Origin of the sequence: Pseudomonas sp. PLMAX, from assembly GCF_046042685.1 — a bacterium.
Lineage (GTDB): Bacteria > Pseudomonadota > Gammaproteobacteria > Pseudomonadales > Pseudomonadaceae > Aquipseudomonas > Aquipseudomonas putida_AE.
In genome coordinates this window covers 6,407,660-6,432,801 of the sequence record NZ_CP064949.1, presented here as the reverse complement: position 1 = coordinate 6,432,801, position 25,142 = coordinate 6,407,660, and the positions used below count along the sequence as shown (strand labels likewise).

General features: G+C 59.4%; 25 protein-coding genes. 13 read left to right on the top strand and 12 right to left on the bottom strand.

Going from position 1 to position 25,142, the window contains the following annotated elements:
• Positions 1-9: 9 nt before the first annotated feature.
• The gene (locus DKB71_RS29295; protein WP_406591190.1) at positions 10-1,347 is read right to left on the bottom strand and encodes an MFS transporter; all 1,338 of its coding nucleotides are present in this window, start codon (positions 1,345-1,347) and stop codon (positions 10-12) included.
• Between the two features lie 579 nt (positions 1,348-1,926).
• On the opposite strand from DKB71_RS29295, the gene quiC reads away from it, so the two are divergent.
• Both quiC and DKB71_RS29285 read left to right on the top strand, forming a co-directional pair.
• The gene (gene quiC, locus DKB71_RS29290) at positions 1,927-3,828 is read left to right on the top strand and encodes a 3-dehydroshikimate dehydratase QuiC (protein WP_408598992.1); all 1,902 of its coding nucleotides are present in this window, start codon (positions 1,927-1,929) and stop codon (positions 3,826-3,828) included.
• A 102-nt stretch (positions 3,829-3,930) separates the two neighbouring features.
• Positions 3,931-4,608, top strand: coding sequence for a TetR/AcrR family transcriptional regulator (locus DKB71_RS29285; protein WP_274074501.1), 678 nt, complete (start codon positions 3,931-3,933; stop codon positions 4,606-4,608).
• Between the two features lie 49 nt (positions 4,609-4,657).
• On the opposite strand, the gene DKB71_RS29280 is transcribed toward DKB71_RS29285, so the two are convergent.
• The 3 genes from DKB71_RS29280 to DKB71_RS29270 all read right to left on the bottom strand — a co-directional run bounded on the left by DKB71_RS29280 (position 4,658) and on the right by DKB71_RS29270 (position 7,007).
• Complete coding sequence (locus DKB71_RS29280) at positions 4,658-5,512, bottom strand: shikimate dehydrogenase (protein ID WP_274074502.1); 855 nt, start codon at positions 5,510-5,512, stop codon at positions 4,658-4,660.
• 5 nt (positions 5,513-5,517) lie between these two features.
• Positions 5,518-5,958 carry a type II 3-dehydroquinate dehydratase gene (gene aroQ / locus DKB71_RS29275; protein WP_274074503.1) on the bottom strand — a complete coding sequence of 147 codons (441 nt, stop codon included), beginning with the start codon at positions 5,956-5,958 and terminating at the stop codon, positions 5,518-5,520.
• Positions 5,959-6,095: 137 nt separating this feature from the next.
• Positions 6,096-7,007 carry a LysR family transcriptional regulator gene (locus tag DKB71_RS29270; protein ID WP_408598989.1) on the bottom strand — a complete coding sequence of 304 codons (912 nt, stop codon included), beginning with the start codon at positions 7,005-7,007 and terminating at the stop codon, positions 6,096-6,098.
• A gap of 266 nt (positions 7,008-7,273) precedes the next feature.
• Here DKB71_RS29270 and DKB71_RS29265 point away from each other — a divergent pair, with 266 nt between their 5' ends.
• Together DKB71_RS29265 and DKB71_RS29260 are read left to right on the top strand one after the other, a co-directional pair.
• Positions 7,274-7,702 (top strand): DUF4160 domain-containing protein, encoded by a 429-nt coding sequence (locus DKB71_RS29265; protein ID WP_408598987.1) that lies wholly within the window; start codon positions 7,274-7,276, stop codon positions 7,700-7,702.
• Positions 7,699-8,145: a DUF2442 domain-containing protein gene (locus tag DKB71_RS29260; protein ID WP_323626413.1), complete on the top strand. Its 447-nt coding sequence runs from the start codon at positions 7,699-7,701 to the stop codon at positions 8,143-8,145. Before DKB71_RS29265 ends, DKB71_RS29260 begins: the two co-directional genes overlap by 4 nt.
• Before the next feature lie 54 nt (positions 8,146-8,199).
• On the opposite strand, the gene trmA is transcribed toward DKB71_RS29260, so the two are convergent.
• Together trmA and DKB71_RS29250 are read right to left on the bottom strand one after the other, a co-directional pair.
• Positions 8,200-9,279 carry a tRNA (uridine(54)-C5)-methyltransferase TrmA gene (gene trmA / locus DKB71_RS29255; RefSeq protein WP_408598985.1) on the bottom strand — a complete coding sequence of 360 codons (1,080 nt, stop codon included), beginning with the start codon at positions 9,277-9,279 and terminating at the stop codon, positions 8,200-8,202.
• Entirely contained in the window at positions 9,276-10,571 is a 1,296-nt protein-coding gene (locus DKB71_RS29250) for an NCS2 family permease (RefSeq protein WP_274074507.1), read from the bottom strand. The genes trmA and DKB71_RS29250 overlap by 4 nt, the downstream gene beginning before the upstream one ends.
• A gap of 220 nt (positions 10,572-10,791) precedes the next feature.
• On the opposite strand from DKB71_RS29250, the gene DKB71_RS29245 reads away from it, so the two are divergent.
• Positions 10,792-11,241, top strand: a complete 450-nt coding sequence (locus DKB71_RS29245; RefSeq protein ID WP_274074605.1) for a DUF4879 domain-containing protein — start codon at positions 10,792-10,794, stop codon at positions 11,239-11,241.
• 68 nt (positions 11,242-11,309) lie between these two features.
• Positions 11,310-11,861: a DJ-1 family glyoxalase III gene (locus DKB71_RS29240; RefSeq protein ID WP_408598982.1), complete on the top strand. Its 552-nt coding sequence runs from the start codon at positions 11,310-11,312 to the stop codon at positions 11,859-11,861.
• A 6-nt stretch (positions 11,862-11,867) separates the two neighbouring features.
• On the opposite strand, the gene DKB71_RS29235 is transcribed toward DKB71_RS29240, so the two are convergent.
• Positions 11,868-12,155 carry a HigA family addiction module antitoxin gene (locus DKB71_RS29235; RefSeq protein ID WP_274074509.1) on the bottom strand — a complete coding sequence of 96 codons (288 nt, stop codon included), beginning with the start codon at positions 12,153-12,155 and terminating at the stop codon, positions 11,868-11,870.
• Between the two features lie 97 nt (positions 12,156-12,252).
• Complete coding sequence (locus DKB71_RS29230) at positions 12,253-13,491, bottom strand: MFS transporter (RefSeq protein WP_274074510.1); 1,239 nt, start codon at positions 13,489-13,491, stop codon at positions 12,253-12,255.
• Positions 13,492-13,891: 400 nt separating this feature from the next.
• On the opposite strand from DKB71_RS29230, the gene DKB71_RS29225 reads away from it, so the two are divergent.
• Genes DKB71_RS29225 through DKB71_RS29215 form a run of 3 tightly spaced genes read left to right on the top strand, consistent with a single transcriptional unit; the run spans position 13,892 to position 16,566 of the window.
• Positions 13,892-15,328 carry a cytochrome ubiquinol oxidase subunit I gene (locus tag DKB71_RS29225; protein WP_408598979.1) on the top strand — a complete coding sequence of 479 codons (1,437 nt, stop codon included), beginning with the start codon at positions 13,892-13,894 and terminating at the stop codon, positions 15,326-15,328.
• A 3-nt stretch (positions 15,329-15,331) separates the two neighbouring features.
• Positions 15,332-16,339, top strand: coding sequence for a cytochrome d ubiquinol oxidase subunit II (gene cydB / locus DKB71_RS29220; protein WP_408598977.1), 1,008 nt, complete (start codon positions 15,332-15,334; stop codon positions 16,337-16,339).
• Positions 16,340-16,398: 59 nt separating this feature from the next.
• A complete protein-coding gene (locus DKB71_RS29215) occupies positions 16,399-16,566 on the top strand; it encodes a DUF2474 domain-containing protein (protein ID WP_323608308.1) in 168 nt (55 codons plus the stop codon).
• 48 nt (positions 16,567-16,614) lie between these two features.
• On the opposite strand, the gene DKB71_RS29210 is transcribed toward DKB71_RS29215, so the two are convergent.
• Both DKB71_RS29210 and DKB71_RS29205 read right to left on the bottom strand, forming a co-directional pair.
• Positions 16,615-17,739: a methyltransferase gene (locus tag DKB71_RS29210; RefSeq protein ID WP_274074514.1), complete on the bottom strand. Its 1,125-nt coding sequence runs from the start codon at positions 17,737-17,739 to the stop codon at positions 16,615-16,617.
• A gap of 165 nt (positions 17,740-17,904) precedes the next feature.
• Entirely contained in the window at positions 17,905-18,636 is a 732-nt protein-coding gene (locus tag DKB71_RS29205; RefSeq protein WP_408598974.1) for an autoinducer binding domain-containing protein, read from the bottom strand.
• A gap of 326 nt (positions 18,637-18,962) precedes the next feature.
• Here DKB71_RS29205 and DKB71_RS29200 point away from each other — a divergent pair, with 326 nt between their 5' ends.
• Complete coding sequence (locus tag DKB71_RS29200; protein ID WP_408598972.1) at positions 18,963-19,739, top strand: ferredoxin--NADP reductase; 777 nt, start codon at positions 18,963-18,965, stop codon at positions 19,737-19,739.
• Positions 19,740-19,770: 31 nt separating this feature from the next.
• On the opposite strand, the gene mscL is transcribed toward DKB71_RS29200, so the two are convergent.
• Entirely contained in the window at positions 19,771-20,184 is a 414-nt protein-coding gene (mscL, locus tag DKB71_RS29195) for a large-conductance mechanosensitive channel protein MscL (RefSeq protein WP_274074517.1), read from the bottom strand.
• Between the two features lie 618 nt (positions 20,185-20,802).
• On the opposite strand from mscL, the gene radA reads away from it, so the two are divergent.
• Positions 20,803-22,170: a DNA repair protein RadA gene (gene radA, locus DKB71_RS29190; protein WP_274074518.1), complete on the top strand. Its 1,368-nt coding sequence runs from the start codon at positions 20,803-20,805 to the stop codon at positions 22,168-22,170.
• Between the two features lie 122 nt (positions 22,171-22,292).
• On the opposite strand, the gene DKB71_RS29185 is transcribed toward radA, so the two are convergent.
• The gene (locus DKB71_RS29185) at positions 22,293-22,661 is read right to left on the bottom strand and encodes a PilZ domain-containing protein (RefSeq protein ID WP_274074519.1); all 369 of its coding nucleotides are present in this window, start codon (positions 22,659-22,661) and stop codon (positions 22,293-22,295) included.
• Between the two features lie 160 nt (positions 22,662-22,821).
• Here DKB71_RS29185 and DKB71_RS29180 point away from each other — a divergent pair, with 160 nt between their 5' ends.
• Both DKB71_RS29180 and DKB71_RS29175 read left to right on the top strand, forming a co-directional pair.
• Positions 22,822-24,888: a carbon starvation CstA family protein gene (locus tag DKB71_RS29180; protein ID WP_408598969.1), complete on the top strand. Its 2,067-nt coding sequence runs from the start codon at positions 22,822-22,824 to the stop codon at positions 24,886-24,888.
• 15 nt (positions 24,889-24,903) lie between these two features.
• Positions 24,904-25,101 (top strand): YbdD/YjiX family protein, encoded by a 198-nt coding sequence (locus DKB71_RS29175; protein WP_007895266.1) that lies wholly within the window; start codon positions 24,904-24,906, stop codon positions 25,099-25,101.
• The last annotated feature ends 41 nt before the right edge of the window (positions 25,102-25,142 follow it).

Below are 25,142 nucleotides of genomic sequence, written 5' to 3'. Positions count from 1 at the left end.
GAGGGAACATCAGCCTTCTACTTTCGGAATCTTGCGCGGGGCCATGAAGTACATCCAGATCAGCGCGATGAAGTACATCGCCGGGATCAGGGTGAACAGCACGGTGTAGTTGTTGTTGGTGACAGTCAGGATGTGGCCGACCAGCTGGGTCATGAACATCCCGCCAATCGCCGCACACATGCCGCCGAAACCGAACACCGTACTCATCATGTGCTTGGGCGTGTAGTCCATCACCAGGCTCCAGATGTTCGCGGTCCAGGCCTGGTGCGCACCGATGGCCAGGGAAATGGCGGCCACTGCGACCCACAGGTTGCTGGAGCCGGCCGCCATGATCACGCCGATGATGCAGCAGGCGAACAGGAACATGGACATCAGGCGCGCCTTGATCGGATTGACGCCGCGGCCGATCAGGAACGAGGAGAGGATCCCGCCACCGACACTGCCGAAGTCGGCGGTGAGGTAGATGATGATCAGCGGGATGCCCATCTGGGTCACGTTGATGCCCAGGTTGTATTGCTGGTTGAGGAACGGTGGCAGCCAGTACAGGTAGAACCAGAACACCGGCGCTGTGATCGAGTAGGCAAGGGCGAAGGCCCAGGTGCCGCGCATGCGCAGGATTTTCGAGAAGGGTACGCGGACTTGTTCCGGTTCCACTTCGTTCTGGATGTAGTCCAGTTCGGACTGTTTGACGCGTGGGTGATCTTCCGGGTTGAAGTACTTCAGGCCCCAGAATACCAGCCAGATCCCGCCCAGTGCCGACATGCACAGGAACGCCGCCTGCCAGCCCCATACGTGGAGAATCAGTGGCAGCAACATCGGTGTGAACATGGCGCCGACGTTGGTCCCTGCGTTGAAAATACCGGTGGCCACTGCGCGCTCGCCGGCCGGGAACCACAGGCGCGTGGTCTTCACGCAGGCCGGGTAGTTGGCGGCTTCGGTCAGGCCGAGGATGAAGCGGCAGACCATGAAGCCGACCGCCGAAGTGGCCAGGCCGTGGGCGCCGGTCGCCAGGCTCCAGAGCAGCACGGCGCAGAAGAACACGCGCTTGACGCCGACCCGGTCGATCAGGCGGCCTTGCAGCACGAATCCGATGGCGTAGCCGACCTGGAACCAGAAGTTGATGTTGGCGTAGTCCATCGCCGTCCAGCTCATTTCCTTGGCCAGGATTGGCTGCATGACGCCCAGGGCGGCGCGGTCGATGTAGTTCAGGGTGGTGGCGAAAAACACCAGCGCCAGCATGCCCCAACGGGTTTTGCCGACAGCCATGGCGCCGCGGATCTTGTCGCCGATGCCGCCAGTGGCAGCGCTCATGGCCGGAGCCATGCGTGAGCTATGTGTAGGATTCATCTGTGCCATCCGTTCAATGACTGACAAGCGAAGCTCGTCGGGACTTCAAGGGCGCGTGATCAATCGAGGGCGACGGGCGCGGTTGGACTGATCGGCTGTGTTCGTCGGCTGACGAGTTATTCAGCGAGCGGCACGTGGGTGCCAGCGGTGCGCGGGGTTCGGATGGACGCCAGGCAAGGCGTAATGACGGTGGTGTAATCGAGCAAGGCGTTTAATGAGCGCATGAGCGTATACCCGTTTTTTGAAATTTTTATGTGGTGTTCAGGGTCTTGTTAACTGGAACCGATGATTCATGACCGGACCCAATGTGGTGTTGATGTTGCGCAGTGGACGAAAAATCGTCAATTCGCTAACGGCCATTTTGTTCGATAATCGCACGAAAAACTAACTGGATAGTACACTTTGAATTGCCGTGGGGGATCGCCAGGCCAATAATTCATTCAAAGCTAAACGCAATCCCTGTAGGAGCCCGGCTTGCCGGCGATGGCGTCCGTGAGACCGCCATTCCCGGCAGCGGGGCCGCTGCAACAAGCGTGCGATACCCCTAACAAGATTGCCTCCATCACCGGGAGTCGAAATATGCAGCGTTCCATTGCCACCGTGTCCTTGAGCGGTACCCTGCCGGAAAAACTCGAAGCCATTGCCGCCGCCGGTTTCGACGGCGTGGAGATCTTCGAGAATGACCTTCTCTACTACGACGGCAGCCCGCGAGAAATTAAACAGATGTGCGCTGATCTCGGGATCGCCATCACCCTGTTTCAACCGTTCCGGGACTTCGAAGGCTGTCGCCGTGACCGTCTGTCGCGCAACCTTGAGCGGGCCGAGCGCAAGTTCGACCTGATGCAGGAACTGGGCACCGACCTGGTGCTGGTGTGCAGCAACGCCTCGGCCGACTCCATCGGTGATGAACAGATCCTGGTCGACGACTTGCGCCTGCTGGCCGAACGCGCCGGCGCGCGAGGCCTGCGTATCGGTTACGAAGCGCTCGCCTGGGGACGCCACGTCAATACCTGGCAACAGGTGTGGAACATCGTCCGTCAGGCCGATCATCCGAGCCTCGGCGTATTGCTCGACAGCTTCCATACGCTGTCGCTCAAGGGCGATCCGAGCGCTATCGCCGAGATTCCCGGCGACAAGATCTTCTTCGTGCAAATGGCCGATGCCCCGATCCTGGCCATGGATGTGCTGGAGTGGAGCCGGCATTTCCGCTGCTTCCCGGGCCAGGGCGAATTCGATTTGCCGGGTTTCCTCGCGCCGATCATCAAGAGTGGCTATACCGGGCCACTGTCGCTGGAGATCTTCAACGACGGTTTCCGCGCCGCGCCGCCTCGAGCCAACGCTGCCGACGGTTTGCGCTCGTTGCTGTACCTGGAAGAGAAAACCCGCGAGCGCCTGGCCCAGGAAACCAAACCAACGGCCAACCCCGAGATTCTGTTCGAGACGCCGAAGGCCAGCGAATACAACGGCATCGAGTTTCTCGAGTTCGCCGTGGACGAAAGCCTCGGCGCCAAGCTCTCCCATTGGCTGGAGCGGCTGGGTTTCGTCAAGGCCGGGGAGCATCGCTCCAAGAGCGTCAGCCTGCTGCGCCAGGGCGATATCAACCTGATCCTCAACTCCGAACCGTACTCGTTCGCCCACAGTTTCTTCGAGGCCCATGGTCCATCGTTGTGCGCCACCGCCGTGCGAGTCAAGGACAGTGCCAGCGCGCTGGCCAGGGCCGTGGCCTACAAAGGCCAGCCGTATCGCGGATTGGTCGGTCCCAATGAATTGGAACTGGCCGCCGTGCGCGCGCCGGATGGCAGCCTGATCTACCTCGTCGATCAAGACGCCGATGTCTATGGTACCGACTTCAACCTGCAACCGGCCGTAGTGACCGGCGGTGGCCTCAAGCGCATCGACCACATGGCCATGGCGCTGCCCGCCGACAGCCTCGACAGTTGGGTGCTGTTCTACAAGAGCCTGCTGGACTTCGAGGCCGATGACGAAGTGGTGCTGCCAGATCCTTATGGTCTGGTGAAGAGCCGCGCGCTGCGCAGCCGTGACAGTTCGATTCGCCTGCCGCTGAATATTTCCGAAAACCGCAACACCGCCATCTCACACGCGTTGTCGAGTTATCGCGGCTCCGGCGTGCACCACATCGCGTTTGATTGCGACGACATCTTTGCCGAAGTCAGTCGCGCCAAGGCGGCGGGCGTGCCGCTGCTGGATATTCCGCTCAACTACTACGATGACCTGGCGGCGCGCTTCGATTTTGACGACGAGTTTCTCAGCGAACTGGCCTATTACAACGTGCTGTACGACCGTGATGCCCAGGGCGGTGAGCTGTTCCACGTGTACACCGAACCGTTCGAAGGGCGGTTCTTCTTCGAGATCATTCAGCGCAAGAACGGTTATGCCGGTTACGGCGCGGCCAACGTGGCGGTGCGCCTGGCAGCCATGGCCAAATCCCGCAGCGGCGCGGTGCGTCAGACAAAGTTGTAGGAAAATCGTAACCACACCGACAAACCGCTGCCGCACGGCTTCCTTCACTGTGCGGCGCGGCTCATAATCGCCAGCCTGTGCAGTGATGGCCGTGAGCCCGCAATGACAATGACTTCAGAACTCTCCGCAGCACCCGATCAACCGGTTGCCGAACCGCGCAAGAGTCGCAAGAACAATCCGGAAAAAACCCGCGAGAACATCCTGCAGGAGGCGATTGTCGAGTTCGTTCAGCAAGGGCTTTCCGGGGCTCGAGTCGATGCCATCGCCGAGCGCATCCACACGTCCAAGCGCATGATCTATTACTACTTCGGCAGTAAGGAACAGCTCTACGTCGAGGTGCTGGAGAAGCTCTACGGCGATATCCGCAATACCGAAAACCGGCTGCACCTGGCGGAACTGCCGCCCGTCGAGGCGATTCGGCGGCTGGTCGAGTTCACCTTCGATCACCATGACCGCAACGTCGATTTCGTGCGCATCGTCAGCATCGAGAACATTCACAACGCCGAATACGTGAAACGCTCCGATGCAATCAAGGCCATGAACAACACCATCCTTGATTCACTGGGCGAGATCCTGCGTCGCGGTGCCGAGCAAGGGCTGTTCCGCACAGGGCTTGATCCGTTGGATGTGCATCTGCTGATCAGTTCGTTCTGCTTCTATCGCGTGTCGAACCGCCACACTTTCGGCGAGATCTTTCAGATCGACTTGCCGGACGAGAGCATCAAGCAGCGTCATCGGGAGATGATTTGCGAATCGGTCCTAAGATACCTGCAGGCCTGAAAAGATCGCAGCCTTGTAGGAGCTGCCGAAGGCTGCGATCTTTTGATCTTTAACCATTCATGCTCTGAAAATGCGCCAGCATCCGCTGCGCATCCGGCACCACGCCGCTGAACAATTCGAATGCCTTTACCGCCTGGAACACCGCCATGTTGCCGCCATCCAGCGTCCGGCAGCCCAGGGCGCGGGCATTACGCAGCAGTTCGGTTTCCAGCGGGAAATAGACAATCTCCGCCACCCACAACTCAGCCCGAAGCAACTCGACCGGCACCGGCATGCCTGGCAGTTTTTTCATGCCCATGGGCGTGGTATTGACCAGGCCATCAGCCTCGGCCAGGGTCAGTGCCAGGTCATGACCGGCCACCGCGCGGTTACTGCCGAAATGCTGATTGAGGTTGTCAGCCAGGCTCTGTGCGCGGCTGATTTCCACATCGAAAATGCTCAGTTGTTGTACGCCTTCGCTCAACAACGCGTGGGCCACTGCCGCACCAGCGCCGCCGGCGCCCATTTGTACGACGCGCTCAACGGCAACGCCTTGCAAGCCACGCCGAAAACCTTCGGCAAACCCCAGGCAATCGGTGTTATGGCCGATGCGTTTGCCGTCCTTCAACACCACGGTGTTCACCGCGCCAATGCCACGGGCTTCTGGCGACAGTTCGTCGAGCAGCGGGATGATCGCCTGCTTGCACGGAAAGGTGATGTTCAGGCCGGTGAAGTTCATGCGTTCGGCAGCCAGCAGCAGCTCGGGCAGGGCGTTGCTGTCGAGTTGCAGTTGATCGAGATCGATCAGGCGATACAGATAACGCAAATCCTGGGCATCGCCTTCATGCTCGTGCAGGGCAGGGGTGCGGGAAGCCTGGATGCCGGCGCCGATCAGGCCTGCCAGTACGGTTTGATTCTTGCTCATCACGCTCACCCCTTCAGACGTTGACTGAAATGCTCCAGTGCCAGGCGATAGCCATGGCTGCCAAAACCGGCCATTACCGCCGTAGCAATGCCCGAGACGAAGGAGTGGTGCCGAAATTGCTCACGGGCATGCACGTTGGACAGGTGAACTTCGATCACCGGCAGTTCGCTGGCGACCAGCGCATCGCGGATCGCCACCGAAGTGTGCGTCCAGGCGGCCGGGTTGATCACTATCCCGGCACAACGGCCGCGGGCGGCATGAATCCAGTCGAGCAGTTCGCCTTCGTGGTTGGTCTGGCGAAACTCCACCGCCAGGTCGAACTCTTCGGCGGCTCGGCCACACATGGCGGAAATATCAGCCAGGGTTTCGTGGCCGTAAGTCGCCGGTTCACGGGTACCAAGCAGGTTCAGATTCGGGCCGTTGAGCACCAGAATGATAGGGGACATCAAGGTTTCTCCACTTATTATTTTTGGCGTTGGCCAAGGTCTCGGCCTGTGGAGATAAAATGTACCAGATGGTTAATTTGGTCAATTGGACCGCCCGCATACGGTCCTTTTGTGTGCGGTGATCGGACGGTTTCGTTTCAGCGTGGCAACTGCTCCACCAGGAAGTCGATGAACGCGCGCAACCGCAGGGGCATATGACGACTTTGCGGGTAGAGCAGGGTAAACGGCCGCGAACGCCCCCCATAAGGTTTGAGCACTTCCACCAGCGAGCCATTGGCCAGTTCCTTCTCGACGATAAATCGATAGGTCTGGAACAACCCCGCACCATGTTTCGCCAGGGTCACGCCACCCAATACATCGTCGGAACAACTGAAGTTGCCCTCGGCGAGAATTTCGCGCTGTATGCCACCGTCATTGAACAACCAGGCAATGCGCCGGCCGCTGCTGGGCAGTTCGTATTGAATGCACTCGTGCTGTTGCAGGTCGTCGAGGGTTTGCGGCGTGCCGGCCCGCTTGAGGTATTCGGGGCTGGCAATCATCACCAGCGCGGCATCTTCAAGCTGCCGGGCGATCAGGCCGGAGTCCGGAATAGCGCGCACACGGATCGCCATGTCATAACCTTCGCCGACGAAATCGATATTGCGATTACTGATATGCGACTCGACCTTCACCGCCGGAAAGCGCGCGCGAAAGGCCGGCAGCAACGGCAGGATGCGGTGGTGGGCATAAGTGGTCGGGATGCTGATGCGCAAGGTTCCTGAAGGTACCTGTTGCTGGCCCATGACCTCGCGCTGGGCTTCGACCAGCAGCGCCAGTGCCTGGCGGCATTCTTCGTAGTAGCGCCGACCGCTGTCGGTCAGCTTGACGCTGCGGGTGGTGCGTGCAAACAACCGCACGCCAAGGCGTTCTTCCATACGCGACACCGAACGGCTCACCGCGGCCGGTGTGACGCCCGCCACCAGTGCGGCGGCAGTGAAGCTGCCGGCTTCGGCAGCCAGGCAAAAAAGCTCGATGCTGCCCAATTGAAGATCGTCGAATTGTCGCTGCATGATTGATTACACCGGGGATCAAATGAACTCAGTAAATCAGTATTTCGGGTGAGGTAGGACCTTTACAAGACAGCCGTCCTCGCGATGGCTTTTTTGTGGGTGTGTGAAAGCAATGCTTACGATTTTGCCGGGACCTGCTTCGGCCCAGGGCGCCGCTGAACGCTAGTCTCAAAAGGCGTGATGACGATTGAGTGCGTAGCGCCGGTCGTCAGTTTTTCCCAGGAATGTCGAATCTCTCGGTTCAATAACCTAACGGATGGGTTAGCATGAAGATATGCAGCTACAAAGGGCTCTCGGTGGTGATCATGCTGCGTGATGAACATTGTCCTCCTCACGCACATGTGGAGGCAGGCGCGTGGAGTGCGCGTTTCAGATTCAGCTTTTGGCACAACGGTGTCGAACTCTGGGATGTGGTTCCACTCTCGCGTCGGCCACCGATTGCGGTACTTGAGGGGTTGCGCCAATCGCTCAGGCTGCCTGCCCATTTGCTGCGTGCTCGTCGCATCTGGTGGCGAAAACTGCAAACGGCCTGCCTTGATAATCAATTGTGGGATTGGCAAACCGGTGAGGTCGTTGTGGTGAAAAGGATTGTCAGTACCACCAACATGATTGGTTCGGCTTGCTATGAGCCGGAGACGAACAGGACGCTGCTGTCCCTGATAGGTGCACAGGAATGTGTGGAGATCGAGTTATGAAAACGGTAAAAGCCAAGGTCCAGATAGATCGGCCGGTGACAGAGGCCCGCCTTGATCGAGCGATTGAACGAGGCAAGTCTCGCCAAAGCAGCGGGCTGCAGGCGACGTCGGTAACCTTTCAGGCTCCGTGTCTGGCGGTCAGCTTCGAAGATGGCAGCGGGGTGTTGCTGCCAGTTGGAAATTACCCTGAGTTCGATGGATTCGAGATCGAGGATTTTGCTGGTTTCGAGGTGGGTTTTACCGGCACCGCGCTCTGCCACGAAGGCAAGGACCTGCAGATCTCTATCGCCGGAATGATCTCGGCCAGCGAGCCATTGATGGCGATGGCGGCTTCGGTGATTGCTTCGCGCAACGGTCGGCAGAGCAGCGCCGCCAAGGCCGAGGCGGCGAGGGCCAATGGCAGGAAAGGTGGACGTCCACGCAAAGTCGACGTCGTGGTTTGAACGCCCACAAAAAAGCCGTCGTGATGACGGCTGATTTGTTCATGGCCTTTGCAATTACCGCCGAGTCAACAACACCCCGGATTCCATGTGATGCGTCCATGGGAACTGGTCGAACATCGCGCATCGGGTGATGCGGTGGGTGTCGTGCAACTGGGCGATGTTGTCCGCCAGGGTTTGCGGGTTGCAGGAAATGTAGAGGATGTTGTCGAAGCGTCGGGTCAACTCGCAGGTGTCCGGATCCATGCCGGCGCGGGGCGGGTCGACGAAGACGCTGCCGAATTCGTAGCTTTTCAGGTCGATGCCCTGCAGGCGGCGGAACGGGCGCACTTCGTTCAAGGCTTCGGTCAGCTCTTCGGCGGACAAACGCACCAGCGTAACGTTATCCACAGCGTTTTCGCTGAGGTTGCTCAACGCCGCGTTGACCGAGGTCTTGCTGATTTCGGTGGCCAGCACCTTGCGCACGCGGGTCGCGAGCGGCAGGGTGAAGTTGCCGTTGCCGCAGTACAACTCCAGCAAATCGTCAGGGCGATCGCCGAGGGCGTCGTACGCCCAGTTGAGCATCTTCTGGTTCACGGTGCCGTTGGGCTGGGTGAACGCGCCTTCCGGTTGGCGGTAGCTGAAGGTGCGGCCGCCGACCTCCAGTTGCTCGACCACGTAATCGTGACCGATGACTTCGCGCTTGCCCTTGGAGCGGCCGATGATGCTGACGTTCAGGTCCGACGCCAGCTTGCTCGCTGCCGCATGCCAATGCTCATCCAGCGGCCGGTGATAACACAGGGTGATCATCGCATCGCCGGCCAGGGTCGTCAGAAACTCCACCTGGAACAGCTTGTGACTCAAAGGCGCACTGGCTTGCCAGGCGGCCTTGAGCTGCGGCATCAATTGATTGATGCGCTGGCTGGCGATCGGGAACTCTTCGATCAGGATCGGCGTGCGTTTGTCTTCCTGGGAAAACATTGCGTAGTGGCGCTCGCCGGCTTCGCGCCACAGGCGGAATTCGGCACGCAGGCGGAAGTTCTGCAGCGGCGAGTCGAAGACCACAGGCTCGGGCGCGTCGAATGGGGCCAGCAGGTCACGCAGGCGTGTGACCTTTTCATCGAGCTGGACGGTGTAGGCCTGGGAATCAAAAGTCATGCGTTGAACCAACCGAGCTTGATCACGAACAGAATCGACAGGATCACCAGCGCCGGGTTCAGCTCACGGCCACGACCGGACATCAGTTTGATGGCGGTCCAGGCAATGAAACCGAAGGCGATGCCATTGGCGATGGAATAAGTGAATGGCATGGCCAGCGCGGTAATGACGACCGGCGCGGCGACGGTGATGTCGTCCCAGTCTATTTCGGCCAGGCCGGATGTCATCAGCACGGCGACGAACAGCAGCGCTGGGGCCGTGGCGAACGCGGGAACGCTGGCGGCCAGTGGCGAGAAGAACAGCGCCAGCAGGAACAGCATCGCCACGACGACAGCGGTCAGGCCGGTGCGGCCGCCCGCACTCACGCCTGCAGCGGATTCGATGTAGCTGGTCGTGGTCGAGGTGCCCAGCAGGGAACCGGCCATTGCGGCGGTACTGTCGGCGATCAGTGCGCGGCCCATTTTCGGCATGTGGCCGTCCTTGCCCATCAGCCCGGCGCGCTTGGCGACGCCGATCAGGGTGCCGGAGTTGTCGAACAGGTCGACGAACAGGAAGGCGAAGATCACGCTGACCAGACCGATGTCCAGTGCGCCCTTGATGTCCAATTGCAGGAAGGTCGGGGCCAGCGACGGCGGCATCGACATCACGCCGCCGAACGGGGTGAAGCCCATGACGATGGAAGCGATGGTCACCACCAGGATACCGATCAGCACTGCACCCCGCACGGCGAGGGCTTCGAGGGCGACGATCAGGGCAAAACCCAGGGTGGCGAGGATGGGTGCCGGTTGCTTGAGGTCACCGAGGCCGACCATGGTCGCCGGGTTGCTCACCACGATACCGGCGTTGTGCAGGGCGATCAGCGCCAGGAACAGGCCGATACCGGCCGCAATCGCCGAACGCAGCGGCAGCGGAATACTGTTGATGATCCATTCCCGGATACGGAAGATCGACAACAGGAAGAAGCACACCGCCGAGATGAACACCGCCCCCAGCGCCACTTGCCAGGTATGGCCCATGTGCAGGACCACGGTGTAGGTGAAGAAGGCGTTCAGGCCCATGCCCGGCGCGAGCGCGATCGGGTAGTTGGCGATCAGGCCCATGACTGTGGAGCCGATGGCGGCTGCCAGACAGGTGGCGACGAACACCGCACCCTTGTCCATGCCGGTCTCGCCGAGGATGCTCGGGTTGACGAACAGAATGTAGGCCATGGCCAAGAAAGTCGTGACGCCCGCCAGAATCTCGGTCCGCACGTTGGTGTTGTGTGCCTTGAGTTGAAACAGCCTTTCCAGCATGTCTGCTCCCCGTGGCGCGCCCGGCGCCGTGAATGTATCGACCTCAACAGCAAAGCACAGACCGCTGAACGCGCCTGGGAAAATACTGTGGGCCGGAAAAAGCCGCGCATCATACCAGCAGCGTGGGGTTATGGCTGCTTATGGCGGTGATCGTCGTCGATGTTTTGTGTTCAGTCCAAACCCGCCATACTGCGCGCTGGTTTTTTTGGGTGGCAATTGGATGAAAAAGCGTCTGACGATCATGTCCGCTGTCTTGATGCTGCTGGCGCTGGCGGCACAATCCGCCTCGGCGGCATCGGCACCGCCGTTGACCCAGGTAAAGGTGCTCAAGGTCGAATCGCCGGGCTGTGGTTTTGAGACGATTGACGAAGGGCAGACACAGACCCGCTGCAACCACGCGGGGCCCAACATCAGGATCTATGTGCTGGAAGTGGGCTACGGTCGCAGCCAGCCCCATGCCGCGCTCGATGGCTTCGAAGTGGACGGCACCCGCACGCCGGTTTGCGCTTATGACAACGGCAACCTGACCGACTGCTCGCAAAGGACCAGGATCGTCGGCAACCTTTACATTTTCAATCTGGCAGGTAAGCAGGAAGGTACGTTCATCTTCAGCAATACCTCGATCAACGCGCCGGGCAATACGCTGTCGACCCAGCTTTACATCAAGTAACGACGGCGGCCCGAACAGGCGTCAGGAAAGCTGACTACGCTTTAAGAATTCTCCTGTGGATTGTTCCCATGACCTTTCGAGCCTTGATTACCCTCGCCGAGGGCGCCGATGACCTGCAGACCGTGACCTTGATCGATGTATTGCGCCGCGCAAAAGTCGAGGTAGTGGTTGCCAGCATCGAGGGACGGCGCATGCTCACCTGTGCCCGAGGTACGCGCTTGACCTGCGATGCGATGCTGGTGGATCTGCTGGCCCAGCCGTTCGACCTGATCGTCCTGCCTGGCGGTGCCACAGGGACGCAACATCTGAGCGCCCATCAGCCCCTGCAGCAACTGATCAAGGACCAGGCCGCGGCGGGGCGCCTGTTCGCCGGCATTGCCGAAGCCCCCGCAACAGCCCTGCAATCCTTCGGCGTGCTGCGCCAGCGGCGCATGACCTGCCTGCCTTCGGCCAGCCATCAACTGTCGGGCTGCAACTTCGTCGATCAACCGGTGGTGGTCGACGGCAATTGCATCACCGCCCAAGGGTCGGGTGGCGCTTTGGAATTTGCCATGACCCTGGTGGAACAGTTGTGTGGCAAAGCCACGCGGGTGGCAGTGGCGGGGGAGTTGATGATTTAGACGGCGTCAGGCGTGAGCGGCGATGGGTTTGATGGGCGGTTGCTCACGCTGCTCTGCTTGCCATAGGTCATAGTCGGTCTGGACCCCTAGCCACATGCGAGCCTTGCCGATTCCAGCGCGCTCCAGGCGTACGGCCAGATCCGGACTGACTGGTGCATGTCCATGCAGTACCCGCGACAGGTGAGGACGCGCAAACCCAAGATGCCGGGCAAGTTCCGCGACGCTGATGCCCAACTCGGGCAATACATCCATCAATAGTGTTTCACCAGGGTGCGGCGGGTTGTGCGTGGGCATGTCCTGCCTCCCGTGGGGAATGTGTAAGGCGATACCTTACACTCTATGCGTTAATTACGTATTGCACCTGGTCGACAAAATTGTGATGGCAACAGCCTCAGGCCTTTACCTCTTCCACCGGCACATGCATCCGGTCGCGGTTGGCCAGGGTCGGGAAGAGTTTGATCCAGGTTCCTGTCACCACCAGCGTGCCGATACCGCCCATGACGACTGCCGGCACGGTGCCGAACCAGTGGGCGGTCAGGCCGGATTCGAATTCGCCCAATTGGTTCGAAGCGCCAATGAACAGCCCGTTCACGGCGCTCACCCGGCCGCGCATTTCGTCCGGGGTTTCCAGTTGCACGAACGAGGCGCGGATCACCATGCTGATCATGTCGGCCGCGCCGAGGACCACCAGCACGGCCAGCGAGAACCAGAACGAAGTCGACAAGCCAAAGGCGATCGTCGCCACGCCGAACACACCCACAGCGGTGAACATGACCCGTCCGACATTGCGCTCCACGGCAAACCGCGCCAGGAACAGCGACATCAGCAGCGCGCCCACCGCCGGTGCCGAACGCAGCAGGCCCAGGCCCCACGGGCCCGTCAACAGAATGTCCTTGGCGAACACCGGCAGCAACGCCGTCGCCCCCCCCAGCAGGACAGCGAACAGGTCAAGGGAAATGGCCCCGAGAATGTCCGGACGACTGCGGATGAAACGGATGCCCGCCAGGAGTGAATCCAGAGTGGCCTTGCCCTTGTTCAGAGGCGTTTGTCGGGCGGGCAGGTTGAGCATCAGTGCGCAGGCGATGATGTACAGGATCACCGTCGGGCCATACACCCAGACGCTGCCGAAGGCGTAGAGCAAGCCACCGAGTGCCGGGGCGACGATGGTCGCCGATTGCTGGGCCGACTGCGCGGCGGCCACGGCCCGGGGAAACAGTGCGCTGGGCACGATGCTCGGCAGCAAGGCTTGGGTGGTCGGCATTTCGAAGGAGCGCGCGGCGCCGAGCAGGAATGCAAGGATGAAGATCATTTCCCGAGTGACATGGTCGGTCGCGCTACCGATGGCCAGCGACAGGGCAATCAGCGCTTGCAGCGACTGGCAGATGGCCGCGACCTTGCGTCGGTCGTAGCGATCGGCAACGTGCCCGGTGTGCAGCATGAACAGCACGCGCGGCGCGAACTCCACGAGGCCGACCAAGCCCAGGTCGAGCACGTTGCCGGTCAGTTGGTAAAGGTTCCAGCCAATGGCCACGGTGAGCATCTGAAAACCGCTGGCGGTGAAAACCCGGGCCAGCCAGAAGGCGATGAAAGGACGATGGTGACGTAACAGCAAGGGCTCTTGGCTGGGCATTTGAAGGCAAGTCTGGGGAGGGAAAGGTCGAGATTATCACCAACCTGTAACAGGAAGTTGCGGCGCGGGAAAATTTCGTTAGCCAAGCATCGATTCCGCTGACTTCTGGTCCATTGCCTTCCATTGATTCATTTCAACCTGTGACTGAAGCCGTGAGGCAAGTTGTCACGCGGCAAAAGACCACGCGGGTCATCCCCGTAAATGGGACTACTCTTTCATCGTTGATTGATCCAGATCAAGACCGACAAAAGGAATTGATCCGGCGGCCATGAGGCCAGACTCCCTGCGTTGTGATGCGTACAAAAAAAGAACAAACAGAGATTCGCCACACTCCATATCCGTGGGGGCCGTGGGTGCAGGCTTCGAGCCCGCAGCCGTACTACCTGACAGAGGAAGACTTATGTTCGGTTTAGAGGCACTTGATCTCGCCCGAATTCAGTTCGCGTTTACTATCTCGTTCCACATCCTGTTTCCAGCCATCACCATCGGCCTGGCGAGTTACCTGGCGGTGCTCGAAGGCTTGTGGCTGAAAACCCATAACGACACCTACCGGGACCTCTACCATTTCTGGTCGAAGATCTTTGCCGTCAATTTCGGCATGGGTGTGGTCTCCGGACTGGTCATGGCCTATCAGTTCGGCACCAACTGGAGCCGCTTCTCGGACTTCGCCGGCGCGGTGACCGGTCCGTTGCTGACCTATGAAGTGCTCACGGCATTCTTCCTCGAAGCCGGTTTCCTCGGCGTCATGCTGTTCGGCTGGAACAAGGTCGGACGCGGCCTGCACTTCTTCTCCACGGTCATGGTCGCCATTGGCACGCTGATCTCGACCTTCTGGATTCTCGCCTCCAACAGCTGGATGCAAACGCCCCAGGGGTTTGAAATCATCAACGGCCAGGTGATTCCCACCGACTGGCTGGCGGTGATCTTCAACCCGTCCTTTCCGTACCGCTTGATGCACATGGCGACGGCGGCGTTTGTCGCCACGGCGTTCTTCGTGGGTTCCTCGGCGGCCTGGCATCTGCTGCGCGGCAAGGACAACCCGGCGATCCGTACCATGCTGTCGATGGCGATGTGGATGGCCTTGATCGTCGCGCCGATCCAGGCGGTCATCGGCGACTTCCATGGCCTCAATACGCTGGAGCATCAACCGGCCAAGATCGCCGCGATCGAGGGCCACTGGGAAAACAAGGGCGACGAGGCAACGCCCCTGATCCTGTTCGGCTGGCCGGACATGAAAGAAGAGAAAACTAAATTCGCTGTCGAGATTCCGTACCTGGGCAGCCTGATCCTGACCCACTCGCTGGATAAACAGGTGCCGGCGCTCAAGGAATTCCCACCCGAGGATCGGCCGAATTCGACCATTGTGTTCTGGTCGTTCCGGATCATGGTCGGCCTTGGCTTGCTGATGATCTTCACCGGTCTGTGGAGCCTGTGGCTGCGCAAGCGCGACAAGCTGTACACCTCGCGGCCTTTCCTCTACCTGGCGTTGTGGATGGGGCCGTCCGGGTTGATTGCGATCCTCGCCGGGTGGTTCACCACTGAAATCGGTCGCCAGCCGTGGGTGGTCTACGGCCTGATGCGCACGGCGGATGCGTCCTCCAACCATAGTTTCATGCAGATGAGCATCACCTTGATCCTGTTCGTGGTGGTGTATTTCGCGCTGTTCGGTGCAGGTCTCGGCTACATGATGCGCCTGGTGCGCAAAGGGCCGAAGATCGACGAAGGCAAGGAAACCAACGAAGGCGGTCCCGGCCAGAAACGCACACCGGCGCGTCCGTTGTCCGCAGCGGACGATGAACACGCCGATCACGACCACACCGTGACCAAGGAGATTTGAATCATGGGTATTGATCTTCCGCTGATCTGGGCCGTGATCATCATCTTCGGCATCATGATGTACGTGGTCATGGACGGTTTCGACCTCGGTATCGGCATTCTCTTTCCGTTCATTCCCGGCAAGAGCGACCGCGATGTGATGATGAACACCGTCGCCCCGGTCTGGGACGGCAACGAAACCTGGCTGGTGCTGGGCGGTGCGGCGTTGTTCGGGGCGTTCCCGCTGGCCTATTCGGTGGTGCTCTCGGCCTTGTATCTACCGCTGATCTTCATGCTGATCGGGCTGATCTTCCGCGGCGTGGCGTTCGAATTCCGCTTCAAGGCCAAGGACGACAAGCGCCATTTGTGGGACAAGGCATTCATCGGCGGTTCGATCGCCGCAACGTTCTTCCAGGGCGTAGCGCTGGGGGCGTTCATCGATGGCCTGCCGGTGGTCGATCGGCAGTTTGCCGGCGGCTCGCTGGATTGGCTGACCCCCTTCACCCTGTTCTGCGGCGCCGCGCTGGTGGTGGCCTATGCTTTACTCGGTTGCACCTGGCTGATCATGAAGACCGAAGGCAAGTTGCAGGAACAGATGCACGATCTGGCGCGCCCCTTGGCGTTCGTCTTGCTGGCGGTGATAGGTGTCGTCAGCATCTGGACTCCTCTGGCCCACGCCGAGATTGCAGCGCGCTGGTTCACCTTGCCGAACCTGTTCTGGTTCCTGCCGGTGCCGATCCTGGTGCTAGTGACCCTCTACGGATTGATCCGCGCGGTGGCGCGCAATGCGCACTACACGCCATTCCTGTTGACGCTGGTATTGATCTTCCTCGGTTATAGCGGGCTGGGAATCAGCCTGTGGCCGAACATCGTGCCGCCGTCGATCTCGATCTGGGACGCCGCCGCACCGCCGCAAAGCCAAGGCTTCATGCTGGTGGGCACGCTGTTCATCATCCCGTTCATCCTGGGGTATACCTTCTGGAGCTACTACGTGTTCCGCGGTAAGGTCACTCACCAGGATGGTTATCACTAGGCCCCTGCTCGCGATGGCGTCAGCCAGGCGCCATCCGACCTTTATTGGAGAAATGTGCCATGCCCGGCAAACATTCCCTGCACGACATTGAGCAAGCCGAAAAAAAACCGCTGTGGCAGCGGCTCGGCTGGTTGGCCTTGATCTGGGCGGGCAGCGTCGGTGCGCTGTTCATTGTGGCCAGCCTGATGCGCATGTTCATGAACGCCGCAGGCCTGACGACTCACTGAAAGCCCTATGGCATAAAAAACCCTCCAGCTGGAGGGTGTTTTTGCGTGTTACTTGCGCGCCTTGAGGATCACGAATTTCGGGGTGGCCGCCACTTGCTCGACCCCGCGGAACAACCGCGCCAACTTGCTGTGATAGCCCAGATGGCGGTTGCCGACGATGTACAGCGCTCCGCCCACCACCAGCGCCTCACGGGCTTGCTGGAACATCCGCCAGGCGAGGAAGTCGCCCACCACCTGTTGTTGGTGAAACGGTGGATTGCACAGCACCACATCCAGCGACTGGGGCTCCTGCCCGGCCAGGCCATCGCCCGCCCGCACGATCACCTCCCGCTCACCCAGCGTGGCGCGCCAGTTTTCGGCGGCCGATTGCACCGCCATGAAGGATTCATCGACCAGCGTATAGCGGGCTTCGGGGTTTTGCAGGGCACTGGCGATGGCCAGCACGCCGTTACCGCAACCCAGATCGGCGACCCTTGCGCTGCCGAGGTTCTTCGGCAGGTGCGGCAAGAAGGCTCGTGTGCCGATGTCCAGGCCTTCACGGCAGAACACGTTGGCGTGATTGAGCAGTTCGATCGCAGGATCATCCAGTCGATAACGGCTCGGGTAGGGGGACTCGACGGCGGCTTTGGCTTGAGCCGTGGCGATCAACAGCCGGGCTTTTTTTACCGCCAACGAGGCCTGCACCGGGCCAATATAGCGCTCCAGCAGATCGCCGGCCGCACGCGGCAGATGCTTGACCATTGCTCCGGCAATCACCTGGGCGCCGGGCGACAGTTGGCCTTGCAGGCGGATCAGTTGTTCTTCCAGTAATGCCAGTGTCTTCGGCACCCGGATCAGCACCCGGTCGAACGGTCCCATAAAGGGTTCACTGGCCGGTACGTGGGGCACGGCGTCAAACGCCTGGCCGTTACGGGCCAGATTCTTTTCCAGCCCCTGCAAGGCCAGGAACGAATCGCCGCTGCTGGTCACATTGACCCTGCCTGCCAGGCTGACGGCCAATGCGCCAAAACTGTCGTTCAGCACCAGTACCCGTGAATTCGCCGCGGGCTGCTGCTCGGCCAGGTGATTGAGCAGGTACTCGTCTGCGGCGTCAAAGGCTTGCAGCGGTTCGTTCTGCTGTTCGGGCTGGCGGATCAGGTCGAGCTGGGCGAACGGGGTTTCGAGCAAGGGCATCGGGCAGGAGGCTCTGATAGATAAACGAGGATGTTCCGCGGCCCTGAGGCGTTGTTGCGGGCGGGACCGTCCGAGTGAACTGCGGCATGCTTTTTTACACGTCAACACTCAAGAGGGATGCAAATGGTACGATTTTTTCTTTTGGATTACCCGCAGGTTTTGTGATCAGCGCAGCGCGCCGCTGCCGATATAGCCCGCCTTGACTGCGGCAATGACGGCCGAAATCTTGTTATTGACCCCCAGTTTCTCAATCGCACTCTGCACATGGAAATTGACGGTGCGTGCACTGAGATTGAGAATCCTGGCACTCTCGTAGGCCGTCTTGCCATCGGCTGCGAGTTTCAGCACGTCGATTTCCCGAAGCGACAAATTCGTCGGAGCCAATTTTGCCGAATGCTTTGGAAGCGATTGTGCGACCAGTGCATGCAGATGCTGTCCTATGAAGACGGAAAAGCCGAAATTCTCGTATAGCTCAAACGCACTGATGGGACAATGGCTCCGGGCCAGGCTCAGGATGCTGAACAGGCCGCTTTCATCGTCATGCAACGATTGCGACCAGCCGTGTTGAAATCCTTGAATTCCAAGCGCTTCCCACATCGATGGGACTTTGCAGAAAAGCTCTTCACTCCATAGAACGGGCAACATGGTTTGATTGCAATGAGCCACTACTGGGTCAATTTTACCAAGTTTTTTCTGTTCATACTCGGTGTTCCAGCGTGCAGGATAATTGTTGAGTCTGAGTGTGTTTATTTGCTCCGATCTGGTTTTGTAAGTGACTGAAAATTCAAAAAATTTATATCCGATATTTTTCGCGAAACGCAGCGCTACCTGGTAGGCGGTGTCGATCTCCTTTGCGCCGGCTATCTGGCTGAGTTGTAGCTCCTTCCACCTTTCCATCTTTGAGCTCCCGTTTTCATTGGCTCGGTTGTATATGGATCCAATGTGCAGTACGCACGGATTGTAGGATGTTTCATACAAGGCGGTGAGAATTTTTTGTTTTGTTTGAATTTTCAAATCAGGTTTATGGTTCTAATGTTCTCCAGTTCGAAAGATGTCAGTGTTAATGTAATTGCGCAGTTTTTCTTGTTGTTTAACCAAGTGGTTAAATGTGTTTGGGAATAGTCACTCATCAGTAGATGTTTCGCTAAAAACACTACAAATCGCCGGTGTTTATGGGGCCCGCAATGCGAGACACTGCGGTCATGTGTTGAAGGGAGCACCCCATGACCGCCAGTGAAGAGAAATTTACCCGCCAGACCTTGCTCGATGTCCAGCCGTTGACGTCGAACCTGTTCACCCTGCGCACCACGAGGGATGCAGGTTTTCGCTTTCGCGCGGGGCAATTCGCCCGGCTGGGCGTGGTCAAGGCGGACGGCAGTACGGTATGGCGCGCCTATTCCATGGTGTCTTCACCCTACGACGAGTTTCTCGAGTTCTTTTCCATCGTCGTACCCGGTGGCGAATTCACCAGCGAGCTCAGCCGGCTGGGCGTGGGCGATACGCTGCTGGTCGATCGGCAGTCCTATGGTTACCTGACACTCGACCGCTTCGTCGACGGCCGTGATTTGTGGCTATTATCCACCGGTACAGGTCTGGCACCGTTTCTATCGATCCTGCAGGATTTCGAGGTCTGGGAAAAATTCGAGCGCATCATCCTGGTGTATAGCGTCCGGGAGTCCAGGGAGCTGGCTTATCAGGCGCTGATCGCCGGCTTGGCGCAGCGCGACTATTTGCGGGAGTTTGCCCACAAGTTGCAGCTCATCAACACCGTGACTCGCGAGCAGCACCCCGGCGCCCTCAACGGGCGGATCACCACCTTGATTGAAAACGGCGAGCTGGAGCGGGCGGCTGGCGTGGCGCTGACGCCTGAGCATTCACGAGTGATGTTGTGCGGAAACCCGCAGATGATCGATGACACGCGCAAATTGCTCAAGCAGCGCGACATGCACTTGAGCCTCAGCCGGCGACCCGGTCAGGTGGCGGTCGAGAACTTCTGGTAAAAAAAACGGCGCCTTGATGGCGCCGTTTGTTTCAAGGTCGGTTGTTCTGGGCCTTGAGCAAGTCGCGAATCTCACCGAGCAACTCTTCTTCCTTGGTCGGAACCGGCGGCAGGGTGGGCGCGACGGCTTCTTCACGCTTGAGGCGGTTGATGGCCTTGACGCCCATGAAGATTGCGAAGGCGACGATGACGAAGTCGATCAGGGTCTGGATGAATTTACCGTACGCCAGCACCACCGCCGGGGCATCGCCCTGGGCGGCCTTGAGCGTAATGGCCAGGTCACTGAAGTCCACCCCGCCGATCAGTAGACCGATAGGGGGCATGATCACATCGCCGACAAACGACGTCACGATCTTGCCGAAAGCAGCGCCGATGATGATACCGACGGCCATGTCGATCACATTGCCTTTGACGGCGAAGGCCTTGAACTCGCTTATCACGCCCATAGGACATTTCCTTGTTACAGATGAGGTTGGTGAACGCAGTGTAAATCAGCAGATCGCATCCTGCTCGAAACGACTGCGTGTGAGGTCTGCCTGCAATCGACTGATTCTGCGGTAAAAAGTTTACAAATTGCGTTTCTCCATGCGCCGGGATCTCCTTGCATCTGCTTCCAGCCGCTGGGCAATCGATGATGGGCTTGAAAGAAATCGCTATGGATTGCACGAGTGATTTGAATGTTCCGACGCTTACCGGTAAATGGGTGATAAGTCTTCCAGCAGGTTGCACTGGTTATTAGGTCAGGGTGTCAATCTACAATCGGATTTAGTGGGAGGTAAGACTCAGGCGTCATATATTTGTATGACTATTAAAGGTGGTGTTATACGTGTAGGGAGTTGATAGTTAATATTTGTACAGGTTTTTTTCTGTCGCTGTTAGGGTGGCCAGGTATTTTGCTGAATTTGTGTATAAGTAAATAACTTATATGTTATGAATTTGTAATTGAGGTCTTTCGAACAAGATTGCTATTCACCAGCCGTATTCAATTAAGGTTGTCTGGCATCAATCGCGACGTACCAGGACAGCTGACCTGAGCTATCATCGCGGTTTTGCCGGGAGTTCCGATGGCCAAGGCCAAGCGCATGTACGGCTGCACCGAGTGTGGCTCAACCTTTCCCAAGTGGGCCGGACAATGTGGCGAGTGCGGCGCCTGGAACACGCTCACCGAAACCATGGTGGAAAGTGGCGGGGCAGCGGCGCCCAGCGGTCGCACCGGCTGGGCCGGCCAGCAGGCGCAAATCAAGACCCTTGCTGAAGTCAGTGTCGAGGAAGTCCCGCGTTTCTCCACGGCTTCCGGTGAGCTCGACCGGGTGCTCGGTGGCGGCCTGGTAGACGGCTCGGTAGTGCTGATCGGCGGCGATCCCGGCATCGGCAAATCCACCATTCTGCTGCAAACCTTGTGCAATCTGGCCAAGAGCATGCCGGCGTTGTATGTCACGGGCGAAGAGTCGCAGCAGCAGGTGGCCATGCGCGCCCGACGCCTGGGGCTGCCTCAGGATCAGCTACGGGTCATGACCGAAACCTGCATTGAAACCATCATTGCCACCGCCCGGCTGGAAAAGCCCCGGGTCATGGTGATCGACTCGATCCAGACGATTTTCACCGAGCAACTGCAATCGGCGCCGGGTGGCGTGTCTCAGGTTCGCGAAAGCGCGGCGCTGTTGGTGCGTTATGCCAAACAGAGTGGCACCGCGATTTTCCTTGTGGGGCACGTGACCAAGGAAGGCGCCCTGGCGGGGCCGCGGGTGCTGGAGCACATGGTCGACACCGTACTGTATTTTGAAGGTGAATCCGACGGGCGCCTGCGCCTGTTGCGGGCGGTAAAAAATCGTTTCGGCGCGGTTAACGAACTGGGCGTGTTCGGCATGACCGACAAGGGCCTGAAAGAAGTCTCCAATCCTTCGGCTATTTTTCTGACCCGTGCCCAGGAAGAAGTCCCAGGCAGTGTGGTCATGGCGACATGGGAAGGCACACGGCCGATGCTGGTGGAAGTCCAGGCGCTGGTCGATGACAGCCACTTGGCCAATCCGCGCCGGGTGACCCTGGGCCTGGACCAGAACCGACTGGCAATGTTGTTGGCGGTCTTGCACCGGCACGGCGGCATTCCCACCCACGACCAGGATGTGTTTCTCAACGTGGTTGGTGGGGTGAAAGTACTGGAAACGGCATCTGACCTGGCCTTGATGGCAGCCGTCATGTCCAGTTTGCGTAATCGGCCGCTGCCCCATGACCTGCTGGTGTTCGGTGAGGTCGGCCTGTCCGGTGAAGTGCGCCCGGTGCCTAGCGGTCAGGAACGCCTGAAGGAAGCGGCCAAGCACGGCTTCAAGCGGGCGATCGTGCCCAAGGGCAATGCACCGAAAGAAGCGCCGCCGGGGTTGCAGATCATCGCGGTCACCCGACTGGAGCAGGCGCTCGACGCCCTGTTCGAATAACACCAATCCCCTGTAGGAGCGAGCTTGCTCGCGATGAACGTTAACGATGACGCGAGCTGCCTGAGTGAGCGCGCGATCCGGACGTTTTTCGCGAACAAGCTCGCTCCTGCAGGGGGGGCGATTCATATTTCGATGAGGGCACCCAGTTCCCGCTCAAGCTCCTGCGGATCCCCCAGATTGAATTCAATCAATCGCCGCAGGCGTTCAATGGACTCCAGGCTGATATGCCTGCACTCGAAGCCGAGCTGCCCGTGGTCTTGATGGGTCAACTGCACATCCATCTCGATATCGACGTCTTCGCTCAGATGGATGTCGACAAAAAAATCCTGCTGCGGATCGCCCAGCCAGGGTTCCGGCCGCTCGATCAGCAAGCCCTTGAGCGACAGGTCGATCAGTTTCACCGGCCAGATGAACGGCCCCTGGCCCAGCTCGGTTCTGGCATCGAACGCAATACGTTTGAAACGGCGACGTTCGGCAGGGAGCTCGCTCATGGCACGATCCTCGGAAATGTACGCTGACTATAGACCGGCATCGCGAAAAGCTGCCAGCGCCGCCAGGTGTCTAGACCAATGTTGGGGTATGGCCTTTGCTGTCAGGCGAGCTAAACTCGATGTTGCTGTCTTTCTTGTCCACTCTGGCTGGAATAATAAAATGAAAAATAATAATAGCCCGCTACGCCACTTACCCTGGCTGCTGCTGGCAATCGTTGGGGCGTGCGCCCTGGGCGTCGTGGCACTTCGCCGAGGTGAAGCGATCAACGCTTTGTGGATCGTGGTCGCTGCCGTGGCCATCTATCTCGTTGCGTATCGTTACTACAGTCTGTTCATCGCTAATAATGTCATGCAACTCGATGCTCGACGGGCTACCCCCGCCGTGCTCAACAATGACGGTCTGGATTATGTCCCGACCAACAAGCATATCCTCTTCGGTCACCACTTCGCGGCCATCGCTGGCGCGGGGCCGCTGGTCGGTCCGGTCCTGGCGGCGCAGATGGGCTATCTGCCCGGTACTTTGTGGCTGATTGCCGGCGTGGTGCTGGCCGGTGCCGTGCAGGACTTCATGGTCCTGTTCATGTCCACCCGCCGCAACGGTCGCTCCCTGGGCGACATGGTCCGCGAAGAAATGGGCCGCATCCCCGGCACCATCGCGCTGTTCGGCTGCTTCCTGATCATGATCATCATCCTCGCGGTGCTGGCGCTGATCGTGGTCAAGGCCCTGGCCGAAAGCCCGTGGGGGATCTTCACGGTGATGGCGACCATCCCGATCGCGATGTTCATGGGCATCTACATGCGCTACATCCGCCCGGGCCGCATCGGTGAGATTTCCGTGATCGGCGTATTGCTGCTGCTGGGGTCGATCTGGCTGGGTGGGCAGATTGCTGTGGATCCGGTCTGGGCCAAGGCCTTCACCTTCAATGGCGTTCAGATTACGTGGATGCTGGTCGGTTACGGTTTCGTGGCAGCTTCGTTACCGGTCTGGCTGATCCTGGCACCGCGTGACTACCTGTCGACGTTCCTGAAAATCGGCACCATCGTGGCCCTGGCGATCGGCATCCTGATCACCATGCCCGAGCTGAAAATGCCGGCGCTGACCCAATTTGTCGATGGCACTGGCCCGGTGTGGAAGGGCGGTCTGTTCCCGTTCCTGTTCATCACCATCGCCTGTGGCGCGGTCTCGGGTTTCCACGCGCTGATCTCCTCCGGCACCACGCCGAAACTGCTGGATAATGAGGTCAACGCCCGTTACATCGGCTACGGCGGCATGCTGATGGAGTCCTTCGTGGCCATCATGGCCATGGTCGCCGCATCGGTGATCGAGCCAGGCGTGTACTTCGCCATGAACAGCCCCGCCGCAGTTGTGGGCGGTGACGTGATGGCTGTGGCGCAAACCGTCAGCAGCTGGGGTTTTGCAATCACCCCGGAAGCGCTGCAGGCAGTAGCGCACGACATCGGTGAAACCACCATCCTGGCCCGTGCCGGCGGTGCACCGACCCTGGCGGTCGGCATCGCGCAGATCCTGCACAGTGTGCTGCCGGGTGAAAACACCATGGCGTTCTGGTACCACTTCGCGATCCTGTTCGAAGCGCTGTTCATCCTGACCGCGGTGGACGCCGGCACCCGTGCCGGGCGTTTCATGCTGCAGGACCTGCTCGGCTCCTTCGTGCCCGCGCTCAAACGCACCGAGTCCTGGACTGCCAACCTGATTGCCACCGCTGGCTGTGTGGCGATGTGGGGCTGGTTGCTGTATCAGGGCGTGATCGATCCGCTGGGTGGCATCAATACCCTGTGGCCGCTGTTCGGCATCTCCAACCAGATGCTCGCCGGTATCGCGCTGATGCTCGGCACCGTCGTGCTGATCAAGATGAAACGCCAGCGGTATGTCTGGGTCACCATGCTGCCTGCCGTGTGGTTGCTGATCTGCACCACCACCGCCGGCTTCATCAAGCTGTTCGACGCCAACCCGGCGATCGGCTTCCTGGCCCTGGCGAAAAAATACAGCGATGCCTTGGCCAATGGCCAGATCCTCGCCCCGGCCAAGGACATCACTCAGATGCAGCACGTGATCTTCAACGCCTACACCAACGCCACGCTGACCGCGCTGTTCCTGTTCGTGGTATTCAGCATCCTGTTCTACGCACTCAAGGTCGGTATTTCTGCCTGGGGTACGAAAGAGCGCACGGACAAGGAAGCGCCGTTCCAGGCGCTGCCGGATGCGTAACCAGAGGATTGCAGCATGTTCAATGACCTGAGTCGCCTCGGTAAATACCTCGGTCAGGCAGCGCGCCTGATGGTCGGCATGCCCGACTACGACAATTACGTCGAGCATATGCAAACAAAGCACCCGGACAAACCGGTGATGAGCTACGAGATGTTCTTTCGGGAACGCCAGGAAGCTCGTTACGGTGGCAAGGGTGGGCCGAAGTGTTGTTGATACAACACGCCTAGGCGACACACCACTGTAGGAGCCCGGCT